Below are 24657 nucleotides of genomic sequence, written 5' to 3'. Positions count from 1 at the left end.
GCTAGTTTGAGCCCATGCCTAAACAACTCTTCCTCAACCTGCCCGTCAAGGACCTGAACCGCACCGTGGACTTTTTCACGGCGCTCGGCTTCACCTTCAACCCTGACTTCACGGATGAGAATGCCACGTGCATGATCGTGAACGAGAACGCCTGCGTGATGCTCCTGGTGGAGGCCTACTTCAAAACCTTCACCAGCAAGGACGTGTCCGGCACCCAAGGCTCGGCGGAAGCAATCATCGCCTACTCGGTGGACAGCCGGGAAGAAGTGGATGAGGCCGTCCGTACTGCCCTGGCCAATGGCGGCTCCGCGTCCCAGGACCCGCAGGACCACGGCTTTATGTACAACCACAGTTTCCAGGACCCGGACGGGCACCTGTGGGAGGTCTTCTGGATGGACCCTGCCGGAGCCCCCGCGGAGTCCACCGCGGGCAGCGCATCCGCCGGCCAGTAGTCCTGAACGGAGCGGTATCCAGCGTCTGGCTTATATCGCTGCAGGACCTCGACGACGACGCCCGCGCCATCCAGCTGGAGGCGGTGGCGGGACTGGAGCTGGGGCCCGGGCAGGAGAAGTTTGTCGGTGACCCGCTGCGGATGGCCCTGGCGGGGCTGGCGGAGGAGTCCCGCCGTCCCTACGTGATTGAGTCCAACGGCCAGGCCGTGGGGGTTCTTACGCTGCAGGCAGGGGCAGCCAGGCTTGCCGGCTGGCCGGACGACCATTCCGCCTGGCTGCTGCGCGGGTTCCTCATCGACCGCCGGCAGCAGGGCAGAGGCTACGGCCGGCTGGGTGCTGCCGCCGCTGTGGCGGCCGCTGAAAAACTGAGCCGCCGGCAGGGGACCGGAGAGGCCGGCGTCGTCCTCTCCGTTAACGAAGCGAATCCGGCGGGCCTGTCCGCGTACCGGCGGGCCGGGTTCGAAGACCGCGGCCAGTACCTGGGCGGATCCTCGGGCCCCCAGCGGACCATGTTCCGGGCGTTTGCGGGGGTTGGCCAGGCGTAACCGTCCGGTGCCGCGTTGCACTCAGTCCCGGATTGGCAGATCATGTGGATTGGCGGTGTTCTTCAAACCTTGTTGGGGGGAAGGCTTCCTTAGTCTTCGTCTCGGGGGACACTCGCCAGGGGATCCGGCTCCCGGTCTCAGCACGTCTGGAGCCGGATTCCCACCTTCAAGCGAGGATTAGAGCAGGGCACCAAAAAGGCGGCCACCGGAAGTGTTCCGGTGGCCGCCTTTGGCGTCTCGTGGATCGTGGAGACTAGACGCCGTAGTAGAGCTCGAACTCGTAGGGGTTCGGGCGCAGCGACAGCGGGCGGATCTCGTTTTCGTACTTGTACTCGATCCAGGTGTCGATCAGGTCCTGGGTGAAGACGCCGCCGGCCTGCAGGAACTCGTTGTCCTCGGCCAGGGCTTCCAGGGCTTCCTCAAGCGTGCCCGGAGCCTTGGGGATGTCCTTGGCTTCTTCTGCGGGAAGCTCGTAGAGGTCCTTGTCGATCGGTGCCGGCGGCTCGATGCGGTTGCGGATGCCGTCGATGCCGGCCATCAGCTGGGCAGCGAATGCAAGGTACGGGTTGGAGGAGGGGTCCGGTGCGCGGAACTCGATGCGCTTGGCCTTGGGGTTGGTGCCCGTGATGGGGATACGGATACCGGCGGAGCGGTTACCCTGCGAGTAGACCATGTTGACCGGGGCTTCGAAGCCCTTGACCAGGCGGCGGTAGGAGTTCACCGTCGGGTTGGTGAAGGCCAGGACGGCGGAGGCGTGCTTGAGCAGGCCGCCGATGTACCAGCGGGCGGTGTCGGACAGGCCGGCGTAGCCCTTCTCGTCGTAGAACAGCGGCTCGCCGCCGTTCCACAGCGACTGGTGGCAGTGCATGCCGGAGCCGTTGTCACCGAAGACCGGCTTGGGCATGAAGGTCACGGACTTGCCCCAGGCGTCTGCGGTGTTCTTGATGACGTACTTGAACTTCTGCAGGTCATCGGCAGCGTGCGTCAGGGTGGTGAACTTGTAGTTGATTTCGGCCTGGCCGGCAGAACCAACTTCGTGGTGGCTGCGCTCAACCTCAAGGCCGGCTTCGTCCAGGGCAACGCACATGGCGTCGCGCAGGTCGGCCTGCTTGTCGGTGGGGGAGACCGGGAAGTAACCGCCCTTGACGGGGGTCTTGTAGCCGAGGTTTCCGCCCTCTTCCTCGCGGCCGGTGTTCCAGTGTGCTTCCTCGGAATCGATCTTGTAGAAGCTGCCCTGCGGTGAGGACTGGTACTGGACGTTGTCGAACACGAAGAACTCAGCTTCGGGAGCGAAGAATGCGGTGTCTGCGATACCGGTGGATGCCAGGTAGGCCTCGGCCTTCTCAGCCACGCCGCGGGGGTCGCGGTGGTACGGGTCGCCCGTGCGGGGGTTGACGATGGAGAAGTTCAGCGCGAGGGTCTTTTCCATGCGGAAGGTGTCCAGGAACGCGGTGGTGACGTCCGGGATCAGCTGCATGTCGGACTCGGCGATGCCCTGGAAGCCGCGGATGGAGGATCCGTCGAAGAGCTGGCCGTTGATGAAGAAGTCGGCGTCAACGCTCTTGGCCGGGACGTTAAAGTGCTGCTGGACACCCGGGAGATCGGTGAAGCGGATATCGACGAACTTAATATCTTCGTCCTTGATGAACTTGAGGACTTCGTCCGCAGTCTTGAACATCTATGCTCCTAACGCATATGTAAATATCTGGCGTGAAAGCCATCGGATCCAACGCAATCCAAAGGCAGGGAGACCACGAGGTTTCCCTGCTGATGTGCACCCTGCCGGGGGATTCGCTTGAAACTGCTAACAGCCTATGGATGGGGCATTTCCCGTCCGTGTCCGTATTGTTTCGGGCAGGTTACAGAATGCCCTGATATGGCAACGCTATCTGCCGTCCACACTGTGGTCTAACTGCTTCCACACTGTGGGCGGAGTGAACGCGGGTAAACTTGGACGGTGGTAGATCGCAAAGACCTTGGCTCCTGGCTCACCGGCCCCGACACCTCCGGCATATCCAAATATCCGGGTGAGCGGCTGGGGCTGCCTGAGTCCGGGCCCGGTTCCATCGCCCGGGCAGGCCGCCGGATCGTTGCGATCCTGATTGACTGGGGCATCGCCCTGCTGATCAGCAACTTCGCTTTCGGGGGCGACGCCTGGGCAAACCTCGCGGTTTTCGCCATCGAGCAGATCCTCCTGGTAGGCACGCTCGGCTACAGTATCGGGCATCGTGCCATGGGCATCCACGTGGTCCGGGCCGGGGGCGGAGCGCCGGGACCGCTCGCTGCGCTGGTGAGGTCGCTGCTGCTGTGCCTGGTCATCCCTGCAGTCATTTTCGACCCCGATCATCGCGGCCTCCACGACAAGGCGATGAACACGCTGCTGCTGCGCCGGTAGGATCCCGGGCCTCAGACCCGGCTGGTTTCCCTGCCGGCCGCTGCCTTGGACGCACCGGCGGAAAGGTGTCCGCGCTTGCCGGCCCAGCGCTCGAACCAGAGCGTGGCAAAGGGGAATACGGCTGATATGCCCGCGAACAGCGCCACCACAAACGGCCAGCGCTGGAGCCGCCAAAGCACCAGCGCAGTGATCCCGTAGCCAACAAACAGGGCTCCGTGGATGGGGCCGGCCACCTGCACGCCGATTTCCGTGGTGCCGGCGATCCATTTGAAGTACATCCCGATCAGGAGCGCGGCCCAGCTGAACGCTTCCGCGATGGCGAAGATCCTGAAGGCGCGCAGCGCCAGGGTGGTGGCGGGCGTGACGGCGTTGCCCCGGGTTTCCCGGTCCCCGTTCACCCGGACGTCCGTCTGGTCCTGTGTCATCTTGTTGTGGTTCACGCTCTGTTGTCCTCCTGGCGGTGTTGGTGCACTAAAAAGCCCCGGTACCGGCGGGTAGCCGGATACCGGGGCGTTTGGCCTAGCGTCCGCGGTTGGGGCGGGCCTTGTAGGGGTCAATGCCCTTGGGAATGGGGAGTTTGTTGCCGAGCGACGCGATGCGCTTGGAGACGGCATTGACCTCAAGCTTGGTCAGTTCCTTCTTCAGCTTGCCCATCTTCTTTGCCACCTGGCTGATGGGCACCTGGCCCTCGCCGCGTCCGCTCTCAATCACGTGGACGGTGACGTTGGGCAGGATGCGGGCAAGGCGCTTGCGTTCCGCGTCCAGCAGCGGCTTCACGCGGTGGGAGGGCCCTTCGCTGACAAGTACGACGCCGGGACGGCCGATGGCGCGGAACACGGCGTCCTGCGTACGCGGGTTAACCGCCACAGGCTGTTCCTCAGTGATCCAGCCGCGGCGCAGCGTCCCGAGGGCAGCGCCCGAGGCGCCGGGCTGGTTTTCGATCTGCGCGAAGGCGGCGCGCTCCGCGCGGCGCGAGAGGATAAGGGTGGCGCCCAGCAGCCCCAGCGGAATGCCGATGATCAGGCCCGTAATCCAGTTGTCCAGCCAGAAGCCCACCAGGAAGCTGAGAGCCACAACACCCAGGAAGACCAGCAGCATCAGCCACGGGACCATGGGGTCATGGCGGCGGGTCATGTTGAAGACCTCGCCGATCTGCTTGAGCCGGCTGGGCTTCTTAACCTTCGCTTCTTTCGGCTTGCGGGAGAAGAGGCCGCGTTTCACTGCGCTTGAGCCCGCAGGAGTGGGGTTGCTGGAATCAGGGGATTTCGCCATAGTGCCTCAATTCTACGTGACCAAAGCCGAAGGGCCGGCACCGGAGTTCTCCGGTGCCGGCCCTTCGCGGTGTTGTCTTTGGTGACCGGGATAGTTGGCCTCAGGAATGCGCGGCGAGCAGTGAGCTGGCTTCCTGGCGGGTGGTTCCGGAGTCCTGGATGCCTTCTGCGATGTGGGCGAGTTCGGCGGGGATGTCCCGGCCTTTCTTCCGCATGGCGGTGGCCCAGAGCCGGCCGGCCCGGTACGAGGAACGCACCAGCGGGCCGGACATGACGCCGAGGAAGCCCAGCTCGGTGGCCTCGTCCTGCAGGTCCACGAACTCCTGCGGTTTGACCCACCGGTCCACCGGCAGGTGCCGCTCACTCGGGCGCAGGTACTGGGTGATGGTGATCAGGTCACACCCGGCCTCGTGCAGGTCCCGCAGCGCCTCGGAGATCTCTTCCCGGGTTTCGCCCATGCCCAGGATCAGGTTGGACTTGGTCACCATGCCCAGGTTCCGGCCCTGCGTGATCACATCCAGGGACCGCTCGTACCGGAACGCCGGCCGGATCCGCTTGAAAATCCGCGGCACCGTCTCCACGTTGTGCGCGAACACCTCTGGCTTGGAGTCACAGATCGCGGCGATGTGCTCGGGTTTGCCGGAGAAGTCCGGGATCAGCAGCTCCACCCCGGTGCCCGGGTTCAGCTCATGGATCTTCCGGACCGTCTCGGCGTACAGCCACACACCCTCGTCCGCCAGGTCGTCGCGGGCCACACCGGTGACGGTGGCGTAGCGCAGCTGCATGGCCTGCACCGACCGCGCCACCTTGGTGGGCTCGAACATGTCCACCGGGGAGGGCTTGCCGGTATCGATCTGGCAGAAATCACACCGCCGCGTGCACTCGGACCCGCCGATCAGGAACGTGGCTTCCTTGTCCTCCCAGCACTCAAAAATGTTCGGGCAGCCGGCCTCCTCACACACCGTGTGCAGGCCCTCTTTTTTCACCAGGTTCTTCAGCCCGACGAACTCCGGGCCCATCTGGACCTTGGCCTTGATCCACTCCGGCTTGCGCTCCACCGGAACAGCAGAGTTGCGCTGTTCAACGCGCAAAAGCTTCCGGCCTTCAGGTGCCAATGTCACAGTAGAGCTCCTTCGGGGGTAGCGACCAGGGCGTCTTCATTCTTGCGCAGTTCTTCGATGATCCGGGAAACGAGGTCTGCCGGGGCAACGTCATAACCGGTTTCCTGGGCGATGGTTGTCACGCCGGCATCGGTGATGCCGCAGGCGATGATCTGCGAATAGGGGGTGAGATCGTTGTTGCAGTTGATGGCGAAGCCGTGCATGGTGACGCCCTCGTGGACCCGGATGCCGATGGCTGCGATCTTCCTGTCCGGGCCTTTTTCGTCCGCCGTGATCCAGACGCCGGCGCGGCCTTTGATTCGGACTGCCTGGATGCCGTAGTCGGCGAGCACGGTGATAATCACGGACTCGAGGCGCTCCACATAATCGCGGATGCCGGCGCGGTTCTTCAGCTTGATGATGGGGTAACCCACCAGCTGGCCCGGGCCGTGCCAGGTGAGTTTGCCGCCACGGTCCACCGGGACCACAGGGGTTCCGTCGAAGGGCCGCTCATGGTCCTCGGTCCGTTTGCCGGCCGTGTAGACCGGGGCGTGTTCCAGGAGAAGGACCGTGCTTGGGGCCGTTCCGGCAACGACGTTGTCATGGAGTTCGCTCTGAATGGCCCAACCGCGGGTGTAGTCCACAAAGTCCGGAGCAAGACCCAGCTGTGAAAACTCAAGAGTCATGGGAACCAGCTTAGACCTTGGGCGGCTCCGCGCCCGGTTTAGTGCTGAAGCTCACCCTGTCCCGTGAGCCAGCCCCCCAGCAGCCCAAACAGCCGTTGCCGCAGGCCAAGGCCAGCCTGTGGATAACTTCTGCACGCCGTTCCGGATTCGGCTAGACATAGGTTATGGAAGAATCGCAGCGCCCCAGGGTCCCCGGCTATTCCGTGGGCCGGTTGCTCGGCCAGGGCGGAAGCTCAGCAGTCTGGCTGGCCAGGGAGGAACGGAGCGGCCGCGAGTTTGCGCTGAAGTGCTTCCGCCGGGCTGCACGCAGGGCAGCACGCGGGGAAGCGCTGACGGAAGAGGGCATCCGCCGGGAGATCCGCATCCTGTCCGTCCTGGACCATCCCCACCTCATCAAAGCCCACAGCGCCGTGACTGTGGAAGACGGCGCTGACGGCACCACCGCCCTGATCATGGACTACGCGCCGGCAGGTTCACTCGCGGACCTGGTGGCGGCAAGGGGCAGGCTCAGCGTCGGTGAGACGGTGACAGTCTTGACGCCCATCGCCCAGGCGCTCGGATACCTGCACAGCAAGGGGTTTACGCACGCCGACGTTTCACCGGGCAACGTCCTGTTCACCAGCCAGGGGAAGCCCATGCTGTCCGACGTCGGTATCGCCCGGATGCTCGGCGATCCTGCTTCCGCTCCTGGCCGGGGCACACCCGGTTTTATCGACCCGGCACCCGTGGACGCCGTGAGGGCGGGGCTGCAACCCGAACGCGATGTCTATTCGGCTGCCGCCCTGGGCTGGTTCTGCCTCACGGGGACGCCTCCGCAACGCACGGCGGACCGTCCGCCGCTGACGCTCCTGGTTCCGGAGGTCCCCAAGGAACTCGCCGCGGCCCTGGAGGCCGGGCTTACCGAAGACCGGCGGCTCCGGCCCACAGCAGCAGCCCTCGGGACTGCGGTGTACCGCAGCGCATCGCCGCTGCCCCTTGACCTCGCGCCCGCAGTCCATCCCACGGTCCTTCCCGAACTGGTGACCCGCCTGCACGCGCCGGAGCCGCCCGGCGGACTGCGCGAAAGGTTCGACGGGCTGCGCAGGCGCGTGACGACGTCAGCATGGGCAGGACGGGGCGGCGCCCCGCGGAAGCTGCCGTTCCCGGCGCCGAACGTTGCCCTGCCTGCGCCCGGCCCGGCCCCCGAAGACCAGCGGAAGGGCCGGGCCGCGCGGGACCAGCGGAAGGGCCGGCACTCTGACGCAGAACGCAGCCCGCAAATGCGGCGGGTTGGAGTTACCGCTGCGGCCCTCGCGGCACTGGCGGGCGGCTGGTGGCTCACGGGCGCCGGGGTCACAGCAGCAGGACCTGGTTCCCCTCCCGCCAGCGAAAGTGCGGGAACCGCAGCAGCCGGCCCGGAAACGTCTCCAGTTGCGGCGCTGTTGGCGGACCCCATCGACGCGGCGCGGCGGGAGGCAGCATCACCTGATCCCGCGGTGGCCGTCCGGGGCCTGTCAGCGCTGAGGTCCCTGGCGTTCAGTACAGGAAGGCTGGAACTGCTGGATGAAGTGAACCAGCCGGGTTCCGGCGCCGCCGCAGCAGACCTGCAAATCGGCGGGCGGCTGCGTGCCTCCGGCCACACCCTTGCCGGGTTCTCCAGCACGTTGTCCCAGGTGCAGGCGGAGGAGGCGGGAACAGCCGCACGCGCAGTGGTGGCCGTGACATCCGCCGCGTCCGCCTACGAGGAGAAGGACGCCCGGGGTGCCGTAGTGGCAACCGGGGCCGCGGGCGCGGAGCAGCGGCTCCGCGTGGTGCTGGTGGCAGTTGACGGCAAGTGGCGGGTCAGCGAAATCCTTCCCGGCCCTTGACGTGTCCGCAGGCGGGGCCGGGAGCCGCTAGTCCTTGCCGGCCACCCACTGCGCCGCGTCCGCGAGTGTCGGATGCTGCCAGGTGAATCCGGCAGCCAAAAGCCGGGCGGGCTCCGTCCGCTGGCTGGCGAGCAGCAGCTCCTCGGCCAGGTTCCGCATCGCCAACCGGAGTACCGGGGCGGGAACCCGCAGGGCGGCGGGACGGTGGAGGGCATGGGCCAGGGCAGCCACGAGCGAGTTGACGTCGGCGTCCTCGGGGGCGCACAGGTTGACCGGTCCGCTCACCTCCGATTCCAGCAGGAAGAGGAAAGCGGCGGAGACATCCGGCAGGGTGACCCAGGGCCAGTACTGGCGGCCGTTCCCCAGCGGGCCGCCTACGCCGAGACGGATCAGGGGGAGCAGCCTGCCCAGGGCACCCCCCTTACGGCTGTGCACCACCGCGGTGCGCGGAATCACCACCCGTACACCGGTTGGGGCGGCGGCAGCAGCGGCCTCCCACTCACCGCAGATCCGGGCGAGTGTTCCGGTCCCCTGCGGCGCATCTTCGCGAAGGACCGTGTTTCCCGCATCACCGTAGTAACCGGTACCGGACTGGCTGATGAACACGGGCGGAGGGGAATCCAGCCGCCGCATGGCATTGGTAAGGGTCCGGGTGGGACCAAGCCGGGAGCTGAAGAGCTCCGCCACCCTTTTTTGTGTCCACGGCCTGTCCCCGATACCGGCGCCGGAGAGATTTACGACGGCGTCGGCTCCGGCCAGTGTGTTCGGGTCCAGTTCCCCGGCGGCCGGGTTCCAGCGGACTTCCGCCGCAGACGAGGCATCGCGCCGCACCAGGGAAATCACCTCGTGCCCGGCAGCGCGGAAGGTTGCGGACATGTGGGTTCCGATCAGCCCGGAGGCTCCGGCGATGACTATGCGCATGGGGTCCATCACACCACGGCGGCTGCGGTCCCGGCACCTACAACAGCGCCGGGTGGGGGTTGACTATGATCGAACGATGACCTCTTCCAGCTACTTCCGTTACCCGCACCTGCACGGCGATCTGGTCACCTTCGTGGCCGAGGACGACGTGTGGATTGCGCCCCTGGACGGCGGACGCGCATGGCGTGTCTCCTCGCTCCAGCTGCCTGCCCGCAACCCCCGCTTCACGCCCGACGGCCAGCGGCTGGTGTGGACGGTGGTGCAGGGAACGGCGCCGGAGGTGGTGTCGGCGGCAGTGGACGGCGGGGATTACCGGCAGCTGACGTACTTCGGCCACAGCACAACCAAGGTCAAAGGCTTCACGGCCGGCGGCTCAGTGGTGGTCACCAGTGCGTTCCGGCAAGCCGAAAGCAGGCACACGCACGCCTACAGCGTCCCGCTCGACGGCGGCTGGGCCGAAGAGCTGCCGTTCGGACCGGTGGAGTCGGTGGCCTTCGGCCCCGAGGTGGGCGATGAGCGGCCCGTGGTGGTGGGCAGCGTGCTGTCCCGCGAGCCCGCCTGGTGGAAGCGGTACCGCGGAGGCACTGCAGGAAAGCTCTGGATAGACAACGACGGCAATGGTGAGTTTGAGCGCCTGATGCCGGACCTGGACGGCAACCTCGCCGATCCCATGTGGGTGGACGGGCGCATTGCGTTCCTGTCAGACCACGAGGGGTACGGCAACCTCTATTCCGTGCTGCCCAACGGAAAAGACCTGCAGCGCCACACAGATCACGAGGACTTCTATGTCCGCCACGCCAGCACGGACGGAAAGCGGATCGTCTTCGAGTCCGCGGGTGAGCTGTGGATGCTTTCCGGGCTCGGGGCCGACGCCGTGCGGCTGGACATCACCCTGGGGTCGGCTTCGCAGTCGAGGCGCCCGGCCCTGCTTAATACAGCCAAGCACCTAGGCGAGGCAGTCCCGGACGCTGCCGGCTCGGCCAGCGCGGTGGAAGCCCACGGCACCATCTCCTGGCTCCGGCACAAAGACGGCCCATCGCGCGTCATCGAAGCAACCCCCGGGGTGCGGGCGCGCCTGCCCAGGCCGCTGAACGACGGACGGGTGGCCTACATCGCCGATCACGACGGCGTCGAAGCGCTGTTCATCAAGGACGTCGCTGCGCCCGTCTCCGGCACCGGCGCCGCAGCAGCCACACCCGCCGGACGTCCGGACGTGGCAGCCGCTCCGGCACCCGGCCGTGACGAGAAGAGCGTGCCCTTGCCGCAGCCGGTCCCGGCTGCCGGCACTGCAGTCCTGGCCGCCGGGGCAACGACGCCCGCTGTCAGGGATGACCAGCAGGCTGACGTCGCCCCGGAGGAAGCGCCTTCTCCTGGCGACGCGAAGGCCGCGGCACCCGCGCAGGCAGAACCACTGCGCATTGGGTTTCCGCACCCCACCCGGACCAGTTCGCTGGAGGCCAGCCCGGACGGCAACTGGCTTGCACTGGGAACGTCCTTCGGCGAGGTGTATGCGGCCGACACACGGACCGGGGAACTGACACTGCTGGCCAGCATCGGCGAAGGCACCGTTTCGGACCTGGCCTGGTCCGCGGACTCCCGGTGGCTGGTATGGTCCGAGCCGGTCACCTCCTTCGGTTCGCGCAGCCGGCTCCGCCTGGCAAAGGTGGCGGATCCGGAGGCCAACCCGGTGGACGTCACGGACGGCCGGTTCCGGGACGCGTCTCCTGCGTTCACCCCCGACGGGAAGTTCCTGGCCTTCCTGTCCAACCGCAGCTTCGACCCCGTCTACGACGGGCACTCCTTCGACCTCTCCTTCCCCAGCCCCATCAAGCCCTACCTTGTGGCACTGGCTGCAGACACGCCATCGCCCTTTGGCCCTTCAGTGGATCCCGACGCCGGTGAGGCCGCCGGGGCAGACACGGAACCGAAGCAGGACGATGCGGCCGCTCCGGAGGTCATCGTGGATGCCGAGGGCCTGGCCCACCGCGTCATCGGCGTCCCGGTGCCGCAGGGCAACTACACGTCCCTGAAGGCTGCCGACGGCGCTCTGCTGTGGCTCGACTGGGCCCTCGCCGGGGTCACCGGTGACGGCAAAGCCAGCCAGGAGGACAAGGACGCGCGCCCCAGCCTCTCGCGTTTCGACCTTGTCCGGCGCAAGCAGACCACCCTGGTGGAGTCGCTGGACAGTTTCCGGCTCTCCGGCGACCGCAGCAAAGTGGTGCTGATCTCCGAGAAGAAGGTCACTGTTGTCCCGGCCGACAAAAAGGTGGACGAGGATTCGGGCGACCTCGTCAAGGTGGACCTCGGCCGGATCAGGGTCATGATGGAACCGCTCAGCGTCTGGGGCCAGGCTTTCGATGAGGCCTGGCGGCTGCAGCGCGACTTCTTCTGGGCAGAAGACATGGCCGGGCAGGACTGGGAGTCCATCCACAAGCGCTACCGTCCCCTGGTGGACCGCCTCGGCTCGCACGACGACCTGGTGGACCTCCTCTGGGAGCTGCACGGCGAACTGGGAACCTCGCACGCCTACGTCCGCCCGGCCGCCGTCACCGAAAACGGCAGCCACGGGCAGGGACGCCTGGGGGCGGACCTTTCGCTCACCCCTGCGGGCTGGGAAATTACCCGCATCCTCGCCGGTGAATCCTCGGACCCCCTCGCTACGTCTCCGCTGACCCGGCCGGGTGTGGGAGCCAAGGCAGGCGACATCCTGCTGGCCATCGACGGTGTTCCGCTGTCCCGCTCAGTCACCCCGGCCATGCAGCTGGTGGGCGCCGCAGGGCGTGCCGTGGAGCTGACACTGCTCAACGGCGCCGCCCACGGCGAGCGGGCGGGCAGGCAGCGTCGGGTCGCCGTCGTCCCCGTGAAGGACGAGGAGCGCCTGCGGTACCAGGAGTGGGTGGCGTCGAACCGGCGGACCGTGCGTGAGGCGTCCGGCGGAACCTTCGGGTACCTGCACATCCCTGACATGATGGCCAACGGCTGGGCCCAGCTCCACCGGGACCTGGACACCGAAACGGCCCTGGACGGACTCATTGTGGACGTGCGGCGCAACCGCGGCGGCCACACCTCCCAACTGGTCGCCGAACTGATCGGCCGTAAAGTTACCGGCTGGAGCATGCCGCGCGGCGAAAAGCCCCGCACCTACCCGCACCACGCCCCGCGCGGCCCGGTCATCATCCTCGCCGACGAATTTGCCGGCTCCGACGGCGACATCATCACCCAGGTGTCCAAGCTCCGCGGCATCGGACCCGTGATCGGAACCCGCACCTGGGGCGGAGTTGTGGGTATTGACAACAGGTTCTCCCTTGCCGACGGCACCGGGGTCACACAGCCGCGGTACGCCAACTGGTTCAGCGGCGGCGTGGGCTGGGACGTTGAGAACTACGGCGTGGACCCGGACATCGAAGTGGCATATCCGCCGCACGCCTACGCCGCCGGCCGGGATCCGCAGCTCGAATACGGCATCGGTGCGCTGAAGGAAATGGTGCAGGAACTTCCCACGGACCGCCCGCCGGCCCGTGAGGGCTACCGCCGGCTGCGCCCCGCTCCGCTGCCGGCCCGCCGGCAGGGGAGCCGGCAGCCGTAGCTCCAGAGCGCAACTAAAAGGCCCTGCCCGGCCGGAAAATCTTCCGGCGGGGCAGGGCCTTTTTTCAGCCTGGGGGAGGGCCTAGGCCTCCAGCGTGGCGTCCAGCGTGATGTCGATGCTGGCCAGTGCACCGGAGACGGGGCAGCCCACCTTGGCGTCCGCTGCGATCTTCTGGAACTCGTCCTCGGAGATGCCGGGGACCCGGGCTGACATGGTCAGGTGGCTGCCGGTGATGCCCGTGCCCGGCACGAAAGTCACATCTGCTGTGGTGCGGACTTCCTCCGGAGTGTGGCCGGCCTTGGCAAGTTCGTTGCTGAAAGCCATGGAGAAGCAGGCCGCGTGGGCTGCAGCGATGAGCTCTTCCGGGCTCGTTTTGCCGTTGGCCGCTTCCGTCCTGGCCTTCCACGTCACGTCGAAGGTGCCCAGGCCTGAGGTGGCCAGGCTGGTTGTGCCCGAACCCTCCGTCAGGTTGCCGTTCCATACTGCGTTTGCTGAACGTGTTGCTGCCATGTCACTCCTCAGATTGATCCTTACCGGGGCAGGCTGCTGCCAGGACCCCGCCGCTACCCATCCTAGGGATTCGGCACCCCGGGCGCACGGGTTGTCCGCTGTCAGAGGATTGTGACCATGGCGTTAAAACACCGACGGCGGCACCTCCCTCGAAAGGAGGTGCCGCCGTCGTACCGGTGCCGATGAAGCGCGTTACTGCCAGATGGTGGCGATCGCCACGTTAAGCAGCGCCAGGCCGCCCACAGCGTGTGCCAGGCCCTTGCTGACGGGCTCGTTGTTCTTGTACTTCCGGCGGCCAATGAAGGCCAGCACGCCAACGGCGAGGGCGATGACGAATTTGATGCCCAGCTTGGCGTAGTTGGCGTCGATGTCCAGGGCCGGGATCAGGCCCATCAGGGCAACACCGGTGAGGAGCTGGAGCATGGCGCCATCGAACTGGCGGGGGTGGACGGTGGGGTTTTTCATCTGGCCGATCCAGATGCCCACGATCATGGCGGCGCCGACGATGTGCAGGAAAACCACAATGTTATAGACGATGTTCATGGGACCAGTGTAGCCAGAGGTTCTACAGCTTGTAGTAGCTAAACGCCGACGGCGGTGCAGGCGTTGCGCTGGTTTCCCACCGCTGCCTGCACCGCCGTCGTGCGGTTTTGCCTGTTACAGCCCCAGATCCGCTTCGAAGGCACCTTCTTCAAGGCGGGCCTTCAGGGTCTGGAGGAACCGGCCGGCGTCCGCGCCGTCCACCAGGCGGTGATCGTACGTCAGTGACAGGTACATCATGGAGCGGATGGCGATCGAGTCGTCACCGTTCTCGTCGGCGACAACCACGGCGCGCTTGACGATGGCGCCGGTGCCCAGGATTCCCACCTGCGGCTGGTTGATGATCGGGGTGTCGAACAGGGCCCCGACCGAACCGATATTGGTGATGCTGAAGGTACCGCCGGACAGCTCGTCCGGGCCGATCTTGCCGTCGCGGGTGCGGCCGGCGACATCGGCGATCTTGCTGGCCAGGCCGGCAAGGTTCAGGTTGCCGGCATCGGAAATAACGGGAACCAGCAGGCCCTTGTCTGTGTCCACGGCGATGGCCAGGTGCTCGGCGTTGTGGTAGGTGATTTCCTGCTTGTCCTCGTCGTAAGCAGCGTTGAGCTTGGGGTGCTGCTTGAGGGCCTCGGCAACAGCCTTGGCGATGAACGGCAGGAAGGTCAGCTTGACGCCGTTCTGTGCCTGGAACGAGTTCTTGGCGCGGGCACGGAGCTTGGCCACCTTGGTCATGTCCACCTCGTGGACCTGCGTCAGTTGCGTGGAGATCTCGAGGGATTCGCGCATGCGGCGGGCGATGACCTGGCGGATGCGCGGTGCCTTCTGCGTAGTGCCCCGCAGCGAGGAAACAGCGGCGTTGGACGCTGCCGGGGCAGAGGCGGCCGGTGCAGCTGCCGGGGCTGCAGCCGGTGCGGCCTTGGCTTCGGCGGCGGCGATGACGTCCTGCTTGCGGATGCGTCCGCCCACGCCGGTGCCGGAGAGCGAGGCGATGTCCACGCCGTGCTGGTTGGCCAGCTTGCGGACCAGGGGAGTGACGTAGCCGGACTCGGATCCGCCGTTGGAGGGTGCTGCCTCGGCTGCCGCGGGGGCGGCTGCCGGAGCAGGCGCTGCTGCAGGGGCGGGCGCGGCCTGCGGGGCGGGTGCGGGTGCTTCGGCCTTGGGCGCTTCAGCCTTGGGGGCTTCCTGGGCCGGTGCTTCCTGTGCCGGGGCGGGGGCGGGGGCTTCTGCGGGGGCAGCAGCTGCACCGGAGCCGATGACGGCCAGGACGGAACCAACCTCTGCGGTTTCGTCTTCGTTGACGCGGATTTCCTGCAGGGTGCCGGCAACGGGGGACGGGATTTCGGTGTCCACCTTGTCGGTGGAAACTTCCAGCAGGGGCTCGTCAACCTCAACGGAATCGCCCACGGCCTTCAGCCAGCGGGTGACGGTGCCTTCGGTGACGCTTTCACCCAGGGCCGGGAGGGTGACCTCGTGGCCTTCGCCGCCGCCGGCAGCCGGGGCAGCCGGTGCTTCCTGGGCAGGGGCAGACTGTGCGGGTGCCTCCTGTGCCGGGGCTTCTTCGGCAGGTGCGGCAGCGGGTGCTTCCTGTGCGGGAGCTTCCTCGGCCGGTGCGGCAGCGCCGCCGCCGGAGCCGTCGCCGATGCGGACCAGGGGAGCGCCAACCTCGGCGGTCTCGTCCTCGGCAACCAGGATTTCCTCAATCACGCCAGCTACAGGAGAGGGGATTTCAGTGTCTACTTTGTCGGTGGAGACTTCGAGCAGCGGCTCGTCCACCTCTACCCGGTCACCTACCTGCTTGAGCCAGCGGGTGACGGTTCCTTCGGTGACGCTCTCACCGAGGGCGGGCAAGTTAACGGATTCAGACATGTCGTCCCCGTTCTCCTTATTGATCTTTTGTGCGGATGATTGCTGCCTTGTTGGCCAGCCTAGTGCACCCGGCATTGTCTGCCGGGTGCACCAGGCCCTTTGGTGCTTGGGGGAGACTAGCCGTGAAGGGGCTTGCCCGCGAGTGCCAGGTGGGCTTCGCCCAGGGACTCGTTCTGGGTGGGGTGGGCGTGCACCAGCTGCGCCACATCCTCGGGGTATGCTTCCCAGTTCACGATCAGCTGGGCCTCGCCCACCTGTTCGCCCATGCGGGCGCCGATCATGTGGACGCCCACCACGGGGCCGTCCTTCTGGCGGACCAGCTTGACCAGCCCGGAGGTGCCCAGGATGGAGCTCTTGCCGTTGCCGGCGAGGTTGTATTCCTGGGTCTGGACCTGGTCGTCGCCGAACTTCTCCTTGGCGGCCTTTTCGGTGTAACCCACGGTGGCGATTTCGGGCTCGGAGTAGGTGACCTTCGGGATGTTGATGTCCTCGACGATCACCGGCTTGAGGCCGGCGATTTCCTCGGCCACAAAGATGCCCTGCTGGTAGCCGCGGTGAGCCAGCTGGACGCCGGGGACGATGTCGCCCACGGCGTAGATGTTGCCGACGCCGGTGTGCAGGCGCTCGTTCGTGATGACGAAGCCGCGGTCGATGGTGATGCCGGCTTCTTCGTAACCGAGGTTGGCGGTGACGGGGCCACGGCCGACGGCCACGAGGAGCAGGTCAGCTTCGAAGGTCTTGCCGTCCACCAGGGTGACCTTGACGCCGTCGTTGTTCTGCTCGACGCCCTGGAAGAAGATGCCGGTGGAGAACTTGATGCCGCGCTTCTTGAAGGCGCGCTCGAAGTTTTTGACGATGGTGGCGTCCTCGTTGGGCACGAGGGAGGGCAGGCCCTCCACGATGGTGACGTCCACGCCGAAGGACTTCCAGACGGAAGCGAACTCGACGCCGATCACGCCGCCGCCCAGGATGATGGCGCTCTTGGGGATGTAGTCCATGGTCAGGGCCTGGTCCGAGGTGATGACCTTGCCGCCGATTTCCAGTCCCGGAAGGGTGCGGGAGTACGAGCCGGTAGCCAGGACGATGTTCTTGCCCTTGTAGGCGGTGCCGTTCACCACGACGGTGTCGGTGCCCTGGAGCTTGCCCTCACCTTCGATGACGGTGATGCCCTTGGATTTGATGAGGCCCTGGAGGCCCTTGTACTTGCCGGCGATGATGCCGTCCTTGTACGCGTTGACAGCGGTGATGTCGATGCTGTCGAGGGTGACGTTCACGCCGTACTTGGCGGAGTCACGGGCGTGGTCGGCGAGCTCTGCAGAGTGCAGCAGCGCCTTGGTGGGGATGCAGCCGTTGTGGAGGCAGGTGCCGCCCAGCTTTGCCTTCTCCACGAGGCCGACGGTCAGGCCAAGCTGTACGGCCCGCAGGGCGGCGGCGTATCCACCGCTGCCTCCACCGAGTACCAGGATGTCGAATTCTTGCGCAGTTGCCTGATCGGCCACTTAAACGCTCCCTCGCGTGAACGATGACGCGTTCTTCCGCGCATCATCTGGTCTTGGAACTTGCACTGCCGTGATTATGTCAGCGTGCCTGTTCTCTTGCATTTGTGACTACCGTGGTTCACCTTAGCGAACCACTTATCCATGCTCCACCTTGGCGCCGCGTTTGTGGAGCGCTTGTGTCGAGTGTCACGCGGCCCTGCGGCAAAGGGGGCATTCCCCTGCCGCAGGGCGCGTGGCTGCCGGGCAGCGGCGGCCCTTGGGTCAGGCAGCTGCTGCCAGGATGTCCTCTACATAGGCCACCAGGGTGCGGACGGTGCAGCCCGTTCCCTGCTTGTGGGTGTAGCCGTAGGGGCTTCCGTTGTTAAAGGAGGGCCCGGCGATGTCGATGTGGGCCCAGGGGATCTGCTCCCCGTCCTTGCCCTTACCCACGAATTCGCGGAGGAAAACGGCCGCCGTCATCATGCCGCCGTGGCGTTCGCCGATGTTGGCCAGGTCCGCAACCTGCGAATCGAGGCTGGGGCGCAGTTCCTCGGGCAGCGGCATGGGCCAGACGAGTTCCCCTGCGCGGTCCGCCGCGGCCTTGAGCGCGCCCGTGACGCTGTCCGAGCCCATCACTCCGGCGGTGCGGTTGCCCAGGGCGATCAGCTGCGCGCCGGTGAGCGTGGCGACGTCGATGATGGCGTCCGGGTATTCGCGGCTGGCGGCCACGATGCCGTCGGCCATGACCAGTCGGCCTTCGGCGTCGGTGTTCAGGACCTCCACGGTCTTGCCGCCGAACATGGTGAGGACGTCCGCCGGGCGGGAAGCCGCGCCTGAGGGCATGTTCTCTGCGATGCAGAGCCAGGCGGTCGCCTTGACCGGCAGGCCAAGTCCCGCGAGGGCCAGGACAGTGTTAAGGACGACGGCGGCGCCGGCCATGTCGCTCTTCATGTCACCCATGCCGAGGGCCGGCTTGATGGAGATACCGCCGGTGTCGAACGTGATGCCCTTGCCGACGAGGGCGATCTTGGAAGTTGCCTTGGCGGGGGAGTATTCCACTTTGACCAGGCGGGGCTGGCGGGCAGAGCCCTTGCCGACACCCATGATGCCGCCAAAGCCTTCCTTTTCCAGCCGCTTCTCGTCCCAGACGGTGACTTTGACCGGCAGGCCCTTGGCCAGCTCCTTCGCGGCCTCGGCGAAGGTTTCGGGGTAGAGGTGGCTGGGCGGCTGGTTGACCAGCGAGCGGGTGGCGTTGACTGCCTTGCCGATCAGCCCGGCTCGCTTCAGTGCGGCGTCCACGCCGTCCTTGCCGGCCAGTTCGGTGAAGATAACGGCGTTCTTGACCGGATCCTTCAACCCGTCCTTCGAGGACCGGAACTCTGTGAAGGAATAGGCGCCCAGCGCAGCACCTTCGGCGACTGCCGCGACGTCGGCGACGGACGCCGTCGGAAGCGCCAGCACAACGGTGGGGAGGCCGGCAAGCTGGCGGACAGCGGAACCTGCCGCCCGGCGCAGCGCTTCTCCGGTGAGCGGCTTCCCTGCCGACACGCTGCCCGTGCCGGCGAGGACGAGGATTCCGGCGCCCGTTTCCGGAAGGCCGGGAAGTCGGACGATCTGGTCCGCGGCCCCCGTCACGCCCAGGGACTTGAGGGATTCCGCCAGCGCCTCCGCGCTCTTGGCCGTCAGCGGGTTGTCCAGGAGGACCGGGCCGTCGGTGCCCTTCCCCACACCGATGACCACTGCGTCACTGGGGCTCTTCTTCAGGTCCCTGGCGAGGGTACTAAGGTTGATTTCAGTATTCTTGACCACAGGGATCAGTCCTCAATTCTCGAGAGATGTTCGGGCAGGGATGCATGTTCGGCGCTCTGCCATGGATGCCCGGATTGCCGTCGTTCGGGACGCAGCCCGGGTGTCTGCAAGCCCGTCTGGCAGGCCAGTTCCGATCGTAGCCCGTCCCCGCCCGTGGCGGTGTATTTCCTGAGAGGTGCGCCACACCAGCCGCAGGAATGTGCGGCTGCCCGGCGGCGTTGTAGAGGATGTCCACCCGCACCTATGAAAGGAACATGCCGTGCTTGAACGGATCTCCGGCTCCCTGCTGGACCCTGACGCGCTCTATGCAAGCAACATCGAGCTGTTCCACAGCCCGGAGCTCAAAGGGCTGAACCTGGTGATGGGTTTCACCGGTTTCGCCGACGCCGGGCAGGTGGTGAAGCAGATCAATGCTGAACTGCTGGACACGCTCGACGCGCAGCCCGTTGCCGTCTTCGACGCCGACCAGCTGATCGATTACCGCTCCCGCAGGCCGCACCTGACGTTCGTCGAAGACCATCTGCAGGACTACCAGGAGCCCCGCCTCGCCCTCTACCGGCTGGTGGACGGCCTGGGCAATCCCTTCCTGTTGCTCGCGGGCTTTGAACCGGACCTGCAGTGGGAACGCTTCGCCCGCGCAGTGGTGGGAATCGTGGAGAAACTCGACGTCAACCTGGTCACCTGGATCCACTCGATCCCGATGCCAGTTCCCCACACCCGCCCGGTAGGCGTCACAGTCCATGGCAACCGGCCGGACCTGATCGAGGGCATTTCGGTGTGGAAGCCCACCGTGGAAGTGCCCGCGGCAGTGGGGCACATCCTCGAACTGCGCCTCGTGGAGGCAGGCCGCAACGTGGCCGGTTACGTCATCCACGTGCCGCACTACCTGGCCGAGGCGGAATACCCTACAGCCGCCGTCGCAGGCCTGGAGTACCTGGGCGCCGCCACCTCGCTGATGCTGCCCTCGGACCGGCTCCGCGAAGCCGGCCGCGAGGTCAGCCGCCAGATCGCCGAGCAGATCGACGCCTCCGAGGAAGTCCAGCAGGTGGTGTCCCGGCTCGAGTCGCGGTACGACGAGAAGGCCGAAGGCACGGTCCGCCGCTCGCTCCTGGCGGACGAAAATGACGAACTGCCCAATGCTGATGTCCTCGGTGCCGCTGTAGAGGCCTATCTCGCCCGCGAAAATCCCCGCCCGTAGACGGCAGATTGAAGCCCCCGGCCCGGCATCGGAACGCGCTGCTCCCCGGGCCTGCCGGGCAGTCCGGGCATAATGAAGACGTGACTGCACCCCGAGCCTGGCTGATCTGGACCATTGGAATCTTCGGGTACCTGGTGGCCGTTTCCCAGCGCACTTCCTTCGGGGTGGTGGGGCTGGAGGCCACGGAACGCTTCCACGCGAGTGCCTCCGCAATCTCGTTCTTCACAGTCCTCCAGCTGCTTGTGTATGCCGGACTCCAGATCCCGGTGGGGCTGCTGGTTGACCGCTTTGGATCCCGTGCCATGATCGCCGGCGGTGCCGTGCTGATGGGCCTGGGCCAGCTCCAGCTGGCGTTTGCCGACAGCATCCCCGGCGGCGTAGCAGGCCGCGTCCTGGTGGGTGCCGGGGACGCCATGACCTTCATTTCGGTGATCAGGCTGATCCCGCTGTGGTTCGCCCCGGCGCGGGTGCCGCTGGTGACCCAGCTGACCGGCATGTCCGGGCAGCTGGGGCAGCTGTTCAGCGTCCTCCCGTTCGCGTTCGTCCTCCACGCGGCCGGCTGGACTTCCGCGTTCCTGATGCTGGCCGGGATGTCCGGACTTGCCGTGGTGCTGGTGGTGCTGCTCCTGCAGGACGTGCCGCCCGGCACCCCGCGGCCGCAGGCGCAGCAGGGCCTGAAGGCCACCGGTGCCTCGCTGGCCCGCGCCTGGCGCCAGCCCGGAACACGGCTTGGCCTCTGGAGCCACTTCACCATCCAGTTCAGCGGTACCGTCTTCGCCATGACCTGGGGGTACCCGTTCCTGATTTCCGGGCAGGGCCTGGACGCCGGAACTGTCGCCGCCCTGATGGCCTTGTATGTGGCGGCCGCCATGGCCGTGGGCCCTTTCATTGGACGCTTCGTCTCCCGCCATCCGCTGCGGCGCTCCACCATGGTCCTCCTGATTGCCGCCGCTACTGCCGGGGCCTGGGCTGCTGTGCTGCTGACGCCCGGGCGTTCCCCGCTGTGGCTCCTGGCCGGCCTGGTGGTGGTGCTCGCCATCGGCGGCCCAGGCTCCATGATCGGTTTCGACTTTGCACGGACCTTCAACCCGGCGCACCGGATCGGCACGGCGACGGGGATTGTGAACGTGGGCGGATTCATCGCCGCATTGGTCGCCATCTTCCTCATCGGCCTGGTGCTGGACCTGCTCTACGCCAGCGGGTTCTCGAACGGCGCGCTGTACGGGCTGGAACCGTTCCGGATCGCCCTGAGCGTCCAGTTCGTGCTGCTCGGTTTCGGCGCCGTGGCCATGCTGGTTTGCCGGCGGAAGGTGCGCCGGCAAATGGCGGCCCAAGGTGTTGTGGTGCCGCCGCTTCGCAGCGCCCTGGCCCGCCAGCGCAGGGAAAACCTGGCCCGGCGCAGCAGGGCGGCGGCTTCGGATGACTAGTCCTGCACAGCCCGGGTTCCCGGGCACTTGGCCCGGCAGTGACGGCCGACTTATCCTGCACAGCCCCGGCTTTTGCACTTAGGCCAGTTTCCCCGCTGACGCGGTCCAGCCGCCGGCGAATGCTGGAGCCATGACATCTCCAGAGCGCCTCACAGTCCGCGGCCCGGAAGACATCCTGGGCTTCATTCCGCATTCGCTGGGATACTGGCCCGCCAACAGCATTGTGGCCATGACGCTGCAGGGCAGGAGGCTGGGGGCAACACTTCGCCTGGACCTCCCGGGACCCGGCGTCCTGGCTGATCCGGCAGCATTCGCCGCGACAGTCTGCGGATACCTGGCGGCCGACGGGCAGGCCAACGGCACGCTGCTGGCCCTGTTCACCAACAACGGCTGGTTGTCCGGGCCGGGGTGTTATGAAGGCCTGATCTTTGGCCTTGAGGCAGCCTTGGCCCAGGCCGGCATGCCGGTTAAGGATGCCTGGTACGTGGGGGACCGCTACTGGCGGGACGTGCGGTGTTCGGACCCGTCCTGCTGCCCCTTGCCCGGACGGCCGCTGGAGCAGATCCGCGACAGCCTGCTCAGCACCGAGATGGTGTTCCGCGGAAGCAGTGTAGGGCCGCCGCCCGAAGAGCGGCCCGCGGCCGGTCCGGTACCGGGCCCCTACGTGGCGGGGATTTTGGCAGCCGAGGCGGTGTGGTGGGCCCAGCTGGACCCCCGCCGGAAGAGCCGGTCCCAGTTCGAGGCGGTCTTGCGCCAGTGGGAATCGATGCTGCGCCGGCCTGAGGACGCGAGGCCGCTATCGGTGCAACGCGATGCGTTCCTGCGGACCACGCTGCTTGTGCCTGCCTGGCGCGATGCGGTCCTGGTGATGGCGGCGGCCGGCAGGCCGGCGGCGCTGGCGGGGGCCGAAGAGTTCGGGATCTTCAGTGAGGGGGAGGAACCGGGGCCGCTGGAGCCTGCGGCGGAAGAAGCAGGCGGGGGAACAACCACTTCCGGGCCGCAGGCTCCGGGACCGCCATCCTTCGCCCTGCAGGCCGGGTACATGCATGACGCCCACGGTCGCGGCATTCCGGTACCCGGGGACCTCGCCGGCACTGCGAGTTACGGGGATGTCCTGATGGGCCACGCCCCGCCGGTCCCGCAGTGGCGGACCATGGACTCCCTCGACCTCGTGCTGGAGCAGCTCGCCATCCCGGGCGGGGCATCCGCGGCGGCAGCGCTGACGTTGCGGGGATGGATCGCGTGGTGCCGGGGGCGCGGATCCTACGCTGCCGCCCACCTCGGCGGAGCCCTCGAGATTGAGCCCGGATACCGGCTGGCCGAGCTGTTGCTTGAGCTGGTGCGCAGGGGAACCCTGTGCGGGTGGGCGGCGCGGAAGGACGCCGCCTGGCAGAAATTCGGTCCGGACGCCGCCTGACGGTCAACGATCCTGGACCTGGAGGCGAGGGCAGCGGGACCACGGGGAGGTCCTATTCGGGGAAACGTGAGACAATGGTTGCCGAGACCCGGTTGGGTCCGTGTATCAAGTGCCTGTAACTGGTCCTTTCGGGGAACATTACAGCCGCTCCGGCAGTTGTATTTATAGACTCTGCCGGCCGTGGTGGCGCTTGGTTTTCACCACGGACTTGACAGGGTCATAGTGGTGTTGCCCGTATGGTGATTCCACAGACCACCGCTAGAAAGGTTTTCTGTGACCCCGTCTTCCACGAAGAAGGACCCCGCCGCCCAGGACGAACTGTCCGCTGAGCAGAAGCAGGCTGCGACAACCGCCAAGCGGGCCGCCACTCGGGCAGCCAACAAGGCTTCTGCCGGTGAAGCTGGTGCGGACGGCAAGCGTGAGCCCAAAAAGCGCGGCCCCAAGCCCGGCGCGAAGGCCGCCGCCGAGGCTGCCGGCAAGTCTGACGCCGATGATGAGGTAGAAGAAGTCGAGGAAGACCTCGACGACATCATCCTCGAAGGCGCAGACGCTGTTGAAGAGGATGCCGAAGCTGATCCCGTGAAGGGTGCTGCCGGATCAGGCAAGGGCTTCGTCTACTCCGATGCCGATGACGACGACGCACCTGTCCAGCAGGTCATGTCAGCCGGCGCCACCGCCGACCCCGTCAAGGACTACCTGAAGCAGATTGGTAAGGTCGCACTGCTCAACGCCGAGCAGGAAGTGGACCTTGCCCTCCGGATCGAAGCCGGGCTGTTTGCCGAAGAGAAGATCAACGCAGACGACGGCTCCATGGACCCGAAGTACAAGCGTGAACTTGAGTTCATCATCCACGACGGCAAGCGCGCCAAGAACCACCTCCTCGAGGCCAACCTGCGCCTGGTGGTTTCGCTGGCCAAGCGCTACACCGGCCGCGGCATGCTGTTCCTGGACCTGATCCAGGAAGGCAACCTGGGCCTCATCCGCGCTGTGGAGAAGTTCGACTACACCAAGGGCTTCAAGTTCTCCACGTACGCCACATGGTGGATCCGCCAGGCGATCACCCGCGCCATGGCAGACCAGGCACGCACCATCCGTATTCCCGTGCACATGGTGGAAGTCATCAACAAGCTGGCCCGTGTCCAGCGCCAGATGCTGCAGGACCTCGGCCGCGAACCCACGCCCGAAGAGCTCGCCCTCGAACTGGACATGACACCCGAAAAGGTGGTCGAAGTCCAGAAGTACGGCCGCGAGCCCATTTCGCTGCACACGCCCCTGGGAGAGGACGGCGATTCCGAGTTCGGCGACCTCATCGAGGATTCCGAGGCCGTGGTCCCCGCTGATGCCGTGAGCTTCACCCTCCTGCAGGAACAGCTCCACTCCGTCCTGGACACGTTGTCTGAGCGCGAGGCCGGCGTTGTTGCCATGCGGTTCGGCCTGACCGACGGACAGCCGAAGACTTTAGACGAAATCGGCAAGGTCTACGGAGTCACGCGTGAGCGGATCCGCCAGATCGAATCCAAGACCATGTCCAAGCTGCGCCACCCCTCGCGGTCGCAGGTCCTGCGGGACTACCTGGACTAGGACCTGCAAGCAAGCAAAAGCGGCCCGC

At 66.5% G+C, this 24657-nt stretch carries 20 protein-coding genes; 9 read left to right on the top strand and 11 right to left on the bottom strand.

Translation table 11 applies throughout. The annotated features are described in order from the left end of the window. Positions 1-14 precede the first annotated feature (14 nt). Both ARTSIC4J27_RS12565 and ARTSIC4J27_RS12560 read left to right on the top strand, forming a co-directional pair. The gene (locus ARTSIC4J27_RS12565) at positions 15-452 is read left to right on the top strand and encodes a VOC family protein (protein ID WP_050055504.1); all 438 of its coding nucleotides are present in this window, start codon (positions 15-17) and stop codon (positions 450-452) included. 2 nt (positions 453-454) lie between these two features. Further along, on the top strand, positions 455-997 hold the full coding sequence (locus tag ARTSIC4J27_RS12560; protein ID WP_200900826.1) for a GNAT family N-acetyltransferase: 543 nt from the start codon (positions 455-457) through the stop codon (positions 995-997). Between the two features lie 253 nt (positions 998-1250). Here ARTSIC4J27_RS12560 and glnA read toward each other — a convergent pair whose 3' ends face one another. Further along, positions 1251-2675, bottom strand: a complete 1425-nt coding sequence (gene glnA, locus ARTSIC4J27_RS12555) for a type I glutamate--ammonia ligase (RefSeq protein WP_050055503.1) — start codon at positions 2673-2675, stop codon at positions 1251-1253. Between the two features lie 279 nt (positions 2676-2954). Between glnA and ARTSIC4J27_RS12550 the strand changes: the two genes are divergently transcribed. Then, positions 2955-3392 (top strand): RDD family protein, encoded by a 438-nt coding sequence (locus ARTSIC4J27_RS12550; protein ID WP_050055502.1) that lies wholly within the window; start codon positions 2955-2957, stop codon positions 3390-3392. An 11-nt stretch (positions 3393-3403) separates the two neighbouring features. Here ARTSIC4J27_RS12550 and ARTSIC4J27_RS12545 read toward each other — a convergent pair whose 3' ends face one another. The 4 genes from ARTSIC4J27_RS12545 to lipB all read right to left on the bottom strand — a co-directional run bounded on the left by ARTSIC4J27_RS12545 (position 3404) and on the right by lipB (position 6449). Further along, positions 3404-3832 carry a DUF3817 domain-containing protein gene (locus ARTSIC4J27_RS12545; RefSeq protein ID WP_327077649.1) on the bottom strand — a complete coding sequence of 143 codons (429 nt, stop codon included), beginning with the start codon at positions 3830-3832 and terminating at the stop codon, positions 3404-3406. A 79-nt stretch (positions 3833-3911) separates the two neighbouring features. Further along, positions 3912-4664: a DUF4191 domain-containing protein gene (locus tag ARTSIC4J27_RS12540; RefSeq protein WP_050055501.1), complete on the bottom strand. Its 753-nt coding sequence runs from the start codon at positions 4662-4664 to the stop codon at positions 3912-3914. A 100-nt stretch (positions 4665-4764) separates the two neighbouring features. After that, positions 4765-5784, bottom strand: coding sequence for a lipoyl synthase (gene lipA / locus ARTSIC4J27_RS12535; protein ID WP_050055500.1), 1020 nt, complete (start codon positions 5782-5784; stop codon positions 4765-4767). Beyond that, a complete protein-coding gene (lipB, locus tag ARTSIC4J27_RS12530) occupies positions 5781-6449 on the bottom strand; it encodes a lipoyl(octanoyl) transferase LipB (RefSeq protein WP_050055499.1) in 669 nt (222 codons plus the stop codon). Before lipB ends, lipA begins: the two co-directional genes overlap by 4 nt. A gap of 164 nt (positions 6450-6613) precedes the next feature. On the opposite strand from lipB, the gene ARTSIC4J27_RS12525 reads away from it, so the two are divergent. Continuing rightward, positions 6614-8296 carry a serine/threonine-protein kinase gene (locus ARTSIC4J27_RS12525; RefSeq protein WP_050055498.1) on the top strand — a complete coding sequence of 561 codons (1683 nt, stop codon included), beginning with the start codon at positions 6614-6616 and terminating at the stop codon, positions 8294-8296. 27 nt (positions 8297-8323) lie between these two features. Here the strand turns inward: ARTSIC4J27_RS12525 and ARTSIC4J27_RS12520 are convergent, their stop codons facing one another. Then, on the bottom strand, positions 8324-9217 hold the full coding sequence (locus tag ARTSIC4J27_RS12520; RefSeq protein ID WP_050055497.1) for a TIGR01777 family oxidoreductase: 894 nt from the start codon (positions 9215-9217) through the stop codon (positions 8324-8326). Positions 9218-9293: 76 nt separating this feature from the next. On the opposite strand from ARTSIC4J27_RS12520, the gene ARTSIC4J27_RS12515 reads away from it, so the two are divergent. Further along, positions 9294-12803 carry a S41 family peptidase gene (locus ARTSIC4J27_RS12515; RefSeq protein ID WP_050055496.1) on the top strand — a complete coding sequence of 1170 codons (3510 nt, stop codon included), beginning with the start codon at positions 9294-9296 and terminating at the stop codon, positions 12801-12803. 81 nt (positions 12804-12884) lie between these two features. Here the strand turns inward: ARTSIC4J27_RS12515 and ARTSIC4J27_RS12510 are convergent, their stop codons facing one another. The 5 genes from ARTSIC4J27_RS12510 to ARTSIC4J27_RS12490 form a co-directional block, all read right to left on the bottom strand. Further along, positions 12885-13313, bottom strand: a complete 429-nt coding sequence (locus tag ARTSIC4J27_RS12510) for an OsmC family protein (RefSeq protein ID WP_050055495.1) — start codon at positions 13311-13313, stop codon at positions 12885-12887. Positions 13314-13505: 192 nt separating this feature from the next. Continuing rightward, positions 13506-13856 (bottom strand): hypothetical protein, encoded by a 351-nt coding sequence (locus tag ARTSIC4J27_RS12505; RefSeq protein WP_050055494.1) that lies wholly within the window; start codon positions 13854-13856, stop codon positions 13506-13508. A gap of 114 nt (positions 13857-13970) precedes the next feature. Continuing rightward, positions 13971-15719 (bottom strand): 2-oxoglutarate dehydrogenase, E2 component, dihydrolipoamide succinyltransferase, encoded by a 1749-nt coding sequence (gene sucB / locus ARTSIC4J27_RS12500; RefSeq protein ID WP_050055493.1) that lies wholly within the window; start codon positions 15717-15719, stop codon positions 13971-13973. A 116-nt stretch (positions 15720-15835) separates the two neighbouring features. After that, positions 15836-17218 carry a dihydrolipoyl dehydrogenase gene (gene lpdA / locus ARTSIC4J27_RS12495; protein WP_050055492.1) on the bottom strand — a complete coding sequence of 461 codons (1383 nt, stop codon included), beginning with the start codon at positions 17216-17218 and terminating at the stop codon, positions 15836-15838. A 261-nt stretch (positions 17219-17479) separates the two neighbouring features. Beyond that, the gene (locus ARTSIC4J27_RS12490; protein ID WP_050055491.1) at positions 17480-19006 is read right to left on the bottom strand and encodes a leucyl aminopeptidase; all 1527 of its coding nucleotides are present in this window, start codon (positions 19004-19006) and stop codon (positions 17480-17482) included. Positions 19007-19265: 259 nt separating this feature from the next. Here ARTSIC4J27_RS12490 and ARTSIC4J27_RS12485 point away from each other — a divergent pair, with 259 nt between their 5' ends. The 4 genes from ARTSIC4J27_RS12485 (at position 19266) to ARTSIC4J27_RS12470 (ending at position 24629) form a co-directional block, all read left to right on the top strand. After that, entirely contained in the window at positions 19266-20204 is a 939-nt protein-coding gene (locus tag ARTSIC4J27_RS12485; RefSeq protein WP_050055490.1) for a proteasome assembly chaperone family protein, read from the top strand. A gap of 80 nt (positions 20205-20284) precedes the next feature. Continuing rightward, positions 20285-21631, top strand: a complete 1347-nt coding sequence (locus tag ARTSIC4J27_RS12480) for an MFS transporter (RefSeq protein WP_050055489.1) — start codon at positions 20285-20287, stop codon at positions 21629-21631. A 130-nt stretch (positions 21632-21761) separates the two neighbouring features. Further along, complete coding sequence (locus ARTSIC4J27_RS12475; protein ID WP_050055488.1) at positions 21762-23048, top strand: DUF4192 domain-containing protein; 1287 nt, start codon at positions 21762-21764, stop codon at positions 23046-23048. 273 nt (positions 23049-23321) lie between these two features. Next, the gene (locus ARTSIC4J27_RS12470) at positions 23322-24629 is read left to right on the top strand and encodes an RNA polymerase sigma factor (RefSeq protein WP_050055487.1); all 1308 of its coding nucleotides are present in this window, start codon (positions 23322-23324) and stop codon (positions 24627-24629) included. Positions 24630-24657: the final 28 nt, after the last annotated feature.

The organism is Pseudarthrobacter siccitolerans, from assembly GCF_001046895.1.
Taxonomy (GTDB): domain Bacteria; phylum Actinomycetota; class Actinomycetes; order Actinomycetales; family Micrococcaceae; genus Arthrobacter; species Arthrobacter siccitolerans.
The sequence above is the reverse complement of the archived record's forward strand: the minus strand, read 5'-3'. Positions and strand labels throughout refer to the sequence as shown.

Bases quoted from the DNA above. Each gene is read 5' to 3' on its own strand.
- ARTSIC4J27_RS12505 (WP_050055494.1), bottom strand. From the start codon at position 13,856: ATGAACATCGTCTATAACATTGTGGTTTTCCTGCACATCGTCGGCGCC.
- ARTSIC4J27_RS12525 (WP_050055498.1), top strand. From the start codon at position 6,614: ATGGAAGAATCGCAGCGCCCCAGGGTCCCCGGCTATTCCGTGGGCCGG.
- ARTSIC4J27_RS12520 (WP_050055497.1), bottom strand. From the start codon at position 9,217: ATGCGCATAGTCATCGCCGGAGCCTCCGGGCTGATCGGAACCCACATG.
- sucB (WP_050055493.1), bottom strand. From the start codon at position 15,719: ATGTCTGAATCCGTTAACTTGCCCGCCCTCGGTGAGAGCGTCACCGAA.
- lipB (WP_050055499.1), bottom strand. From the start codon at position 6,449: ATGACTCTTGAGTTTTCACAGCTGGGTCTTGCTCCGGACTTTGTGGAC.
- ARTSIC4J27_RS12565 (WP_050055504.1), top strand. From the start codon at position 15: ATGCCTAAACAACTCTTCCTCAACCTGCCCGTCAAGGACCTGAACCGC.
- ARTSIC4J27_RS12540 (WP_050055501.1), bottom strand. From the start codon at position 4,664: ATGGCGAAATCCCCTGATTCCAGCAACCCCACTCCTGCGGGCTCAAGC.
- glnA (WP_050055503.1), bottom strand. From the start codon at position 2,675: ATGTTCAAGACTGCGGACGAAGTCCTCAAGTTCATCAAGGACGAAGAT.
- ARTSIC4J27_RS12475 (WP_050055488.1), top strand. From the start codon at position 21,762: ATGACATCTCCAGAGCGCCTCACAGTCCGCGGCCCGGAAGACATCCTG.
- ARTSIC4J27_RS12515 (WP_050055496.1), top strand. From the start codon at position 9,294: ATGACCTCTTCCAGCTACTTCCGTTACCCGCACCTGCACGGCGATCTG.
- ARTSIC4J27_RS12510 (WP_050055495.1), bottom strand. From the start codon at position 13,313: ATGGCAGCAACACGTTCAGCAAACGCAGTATGGAACGGCAACCTGACG.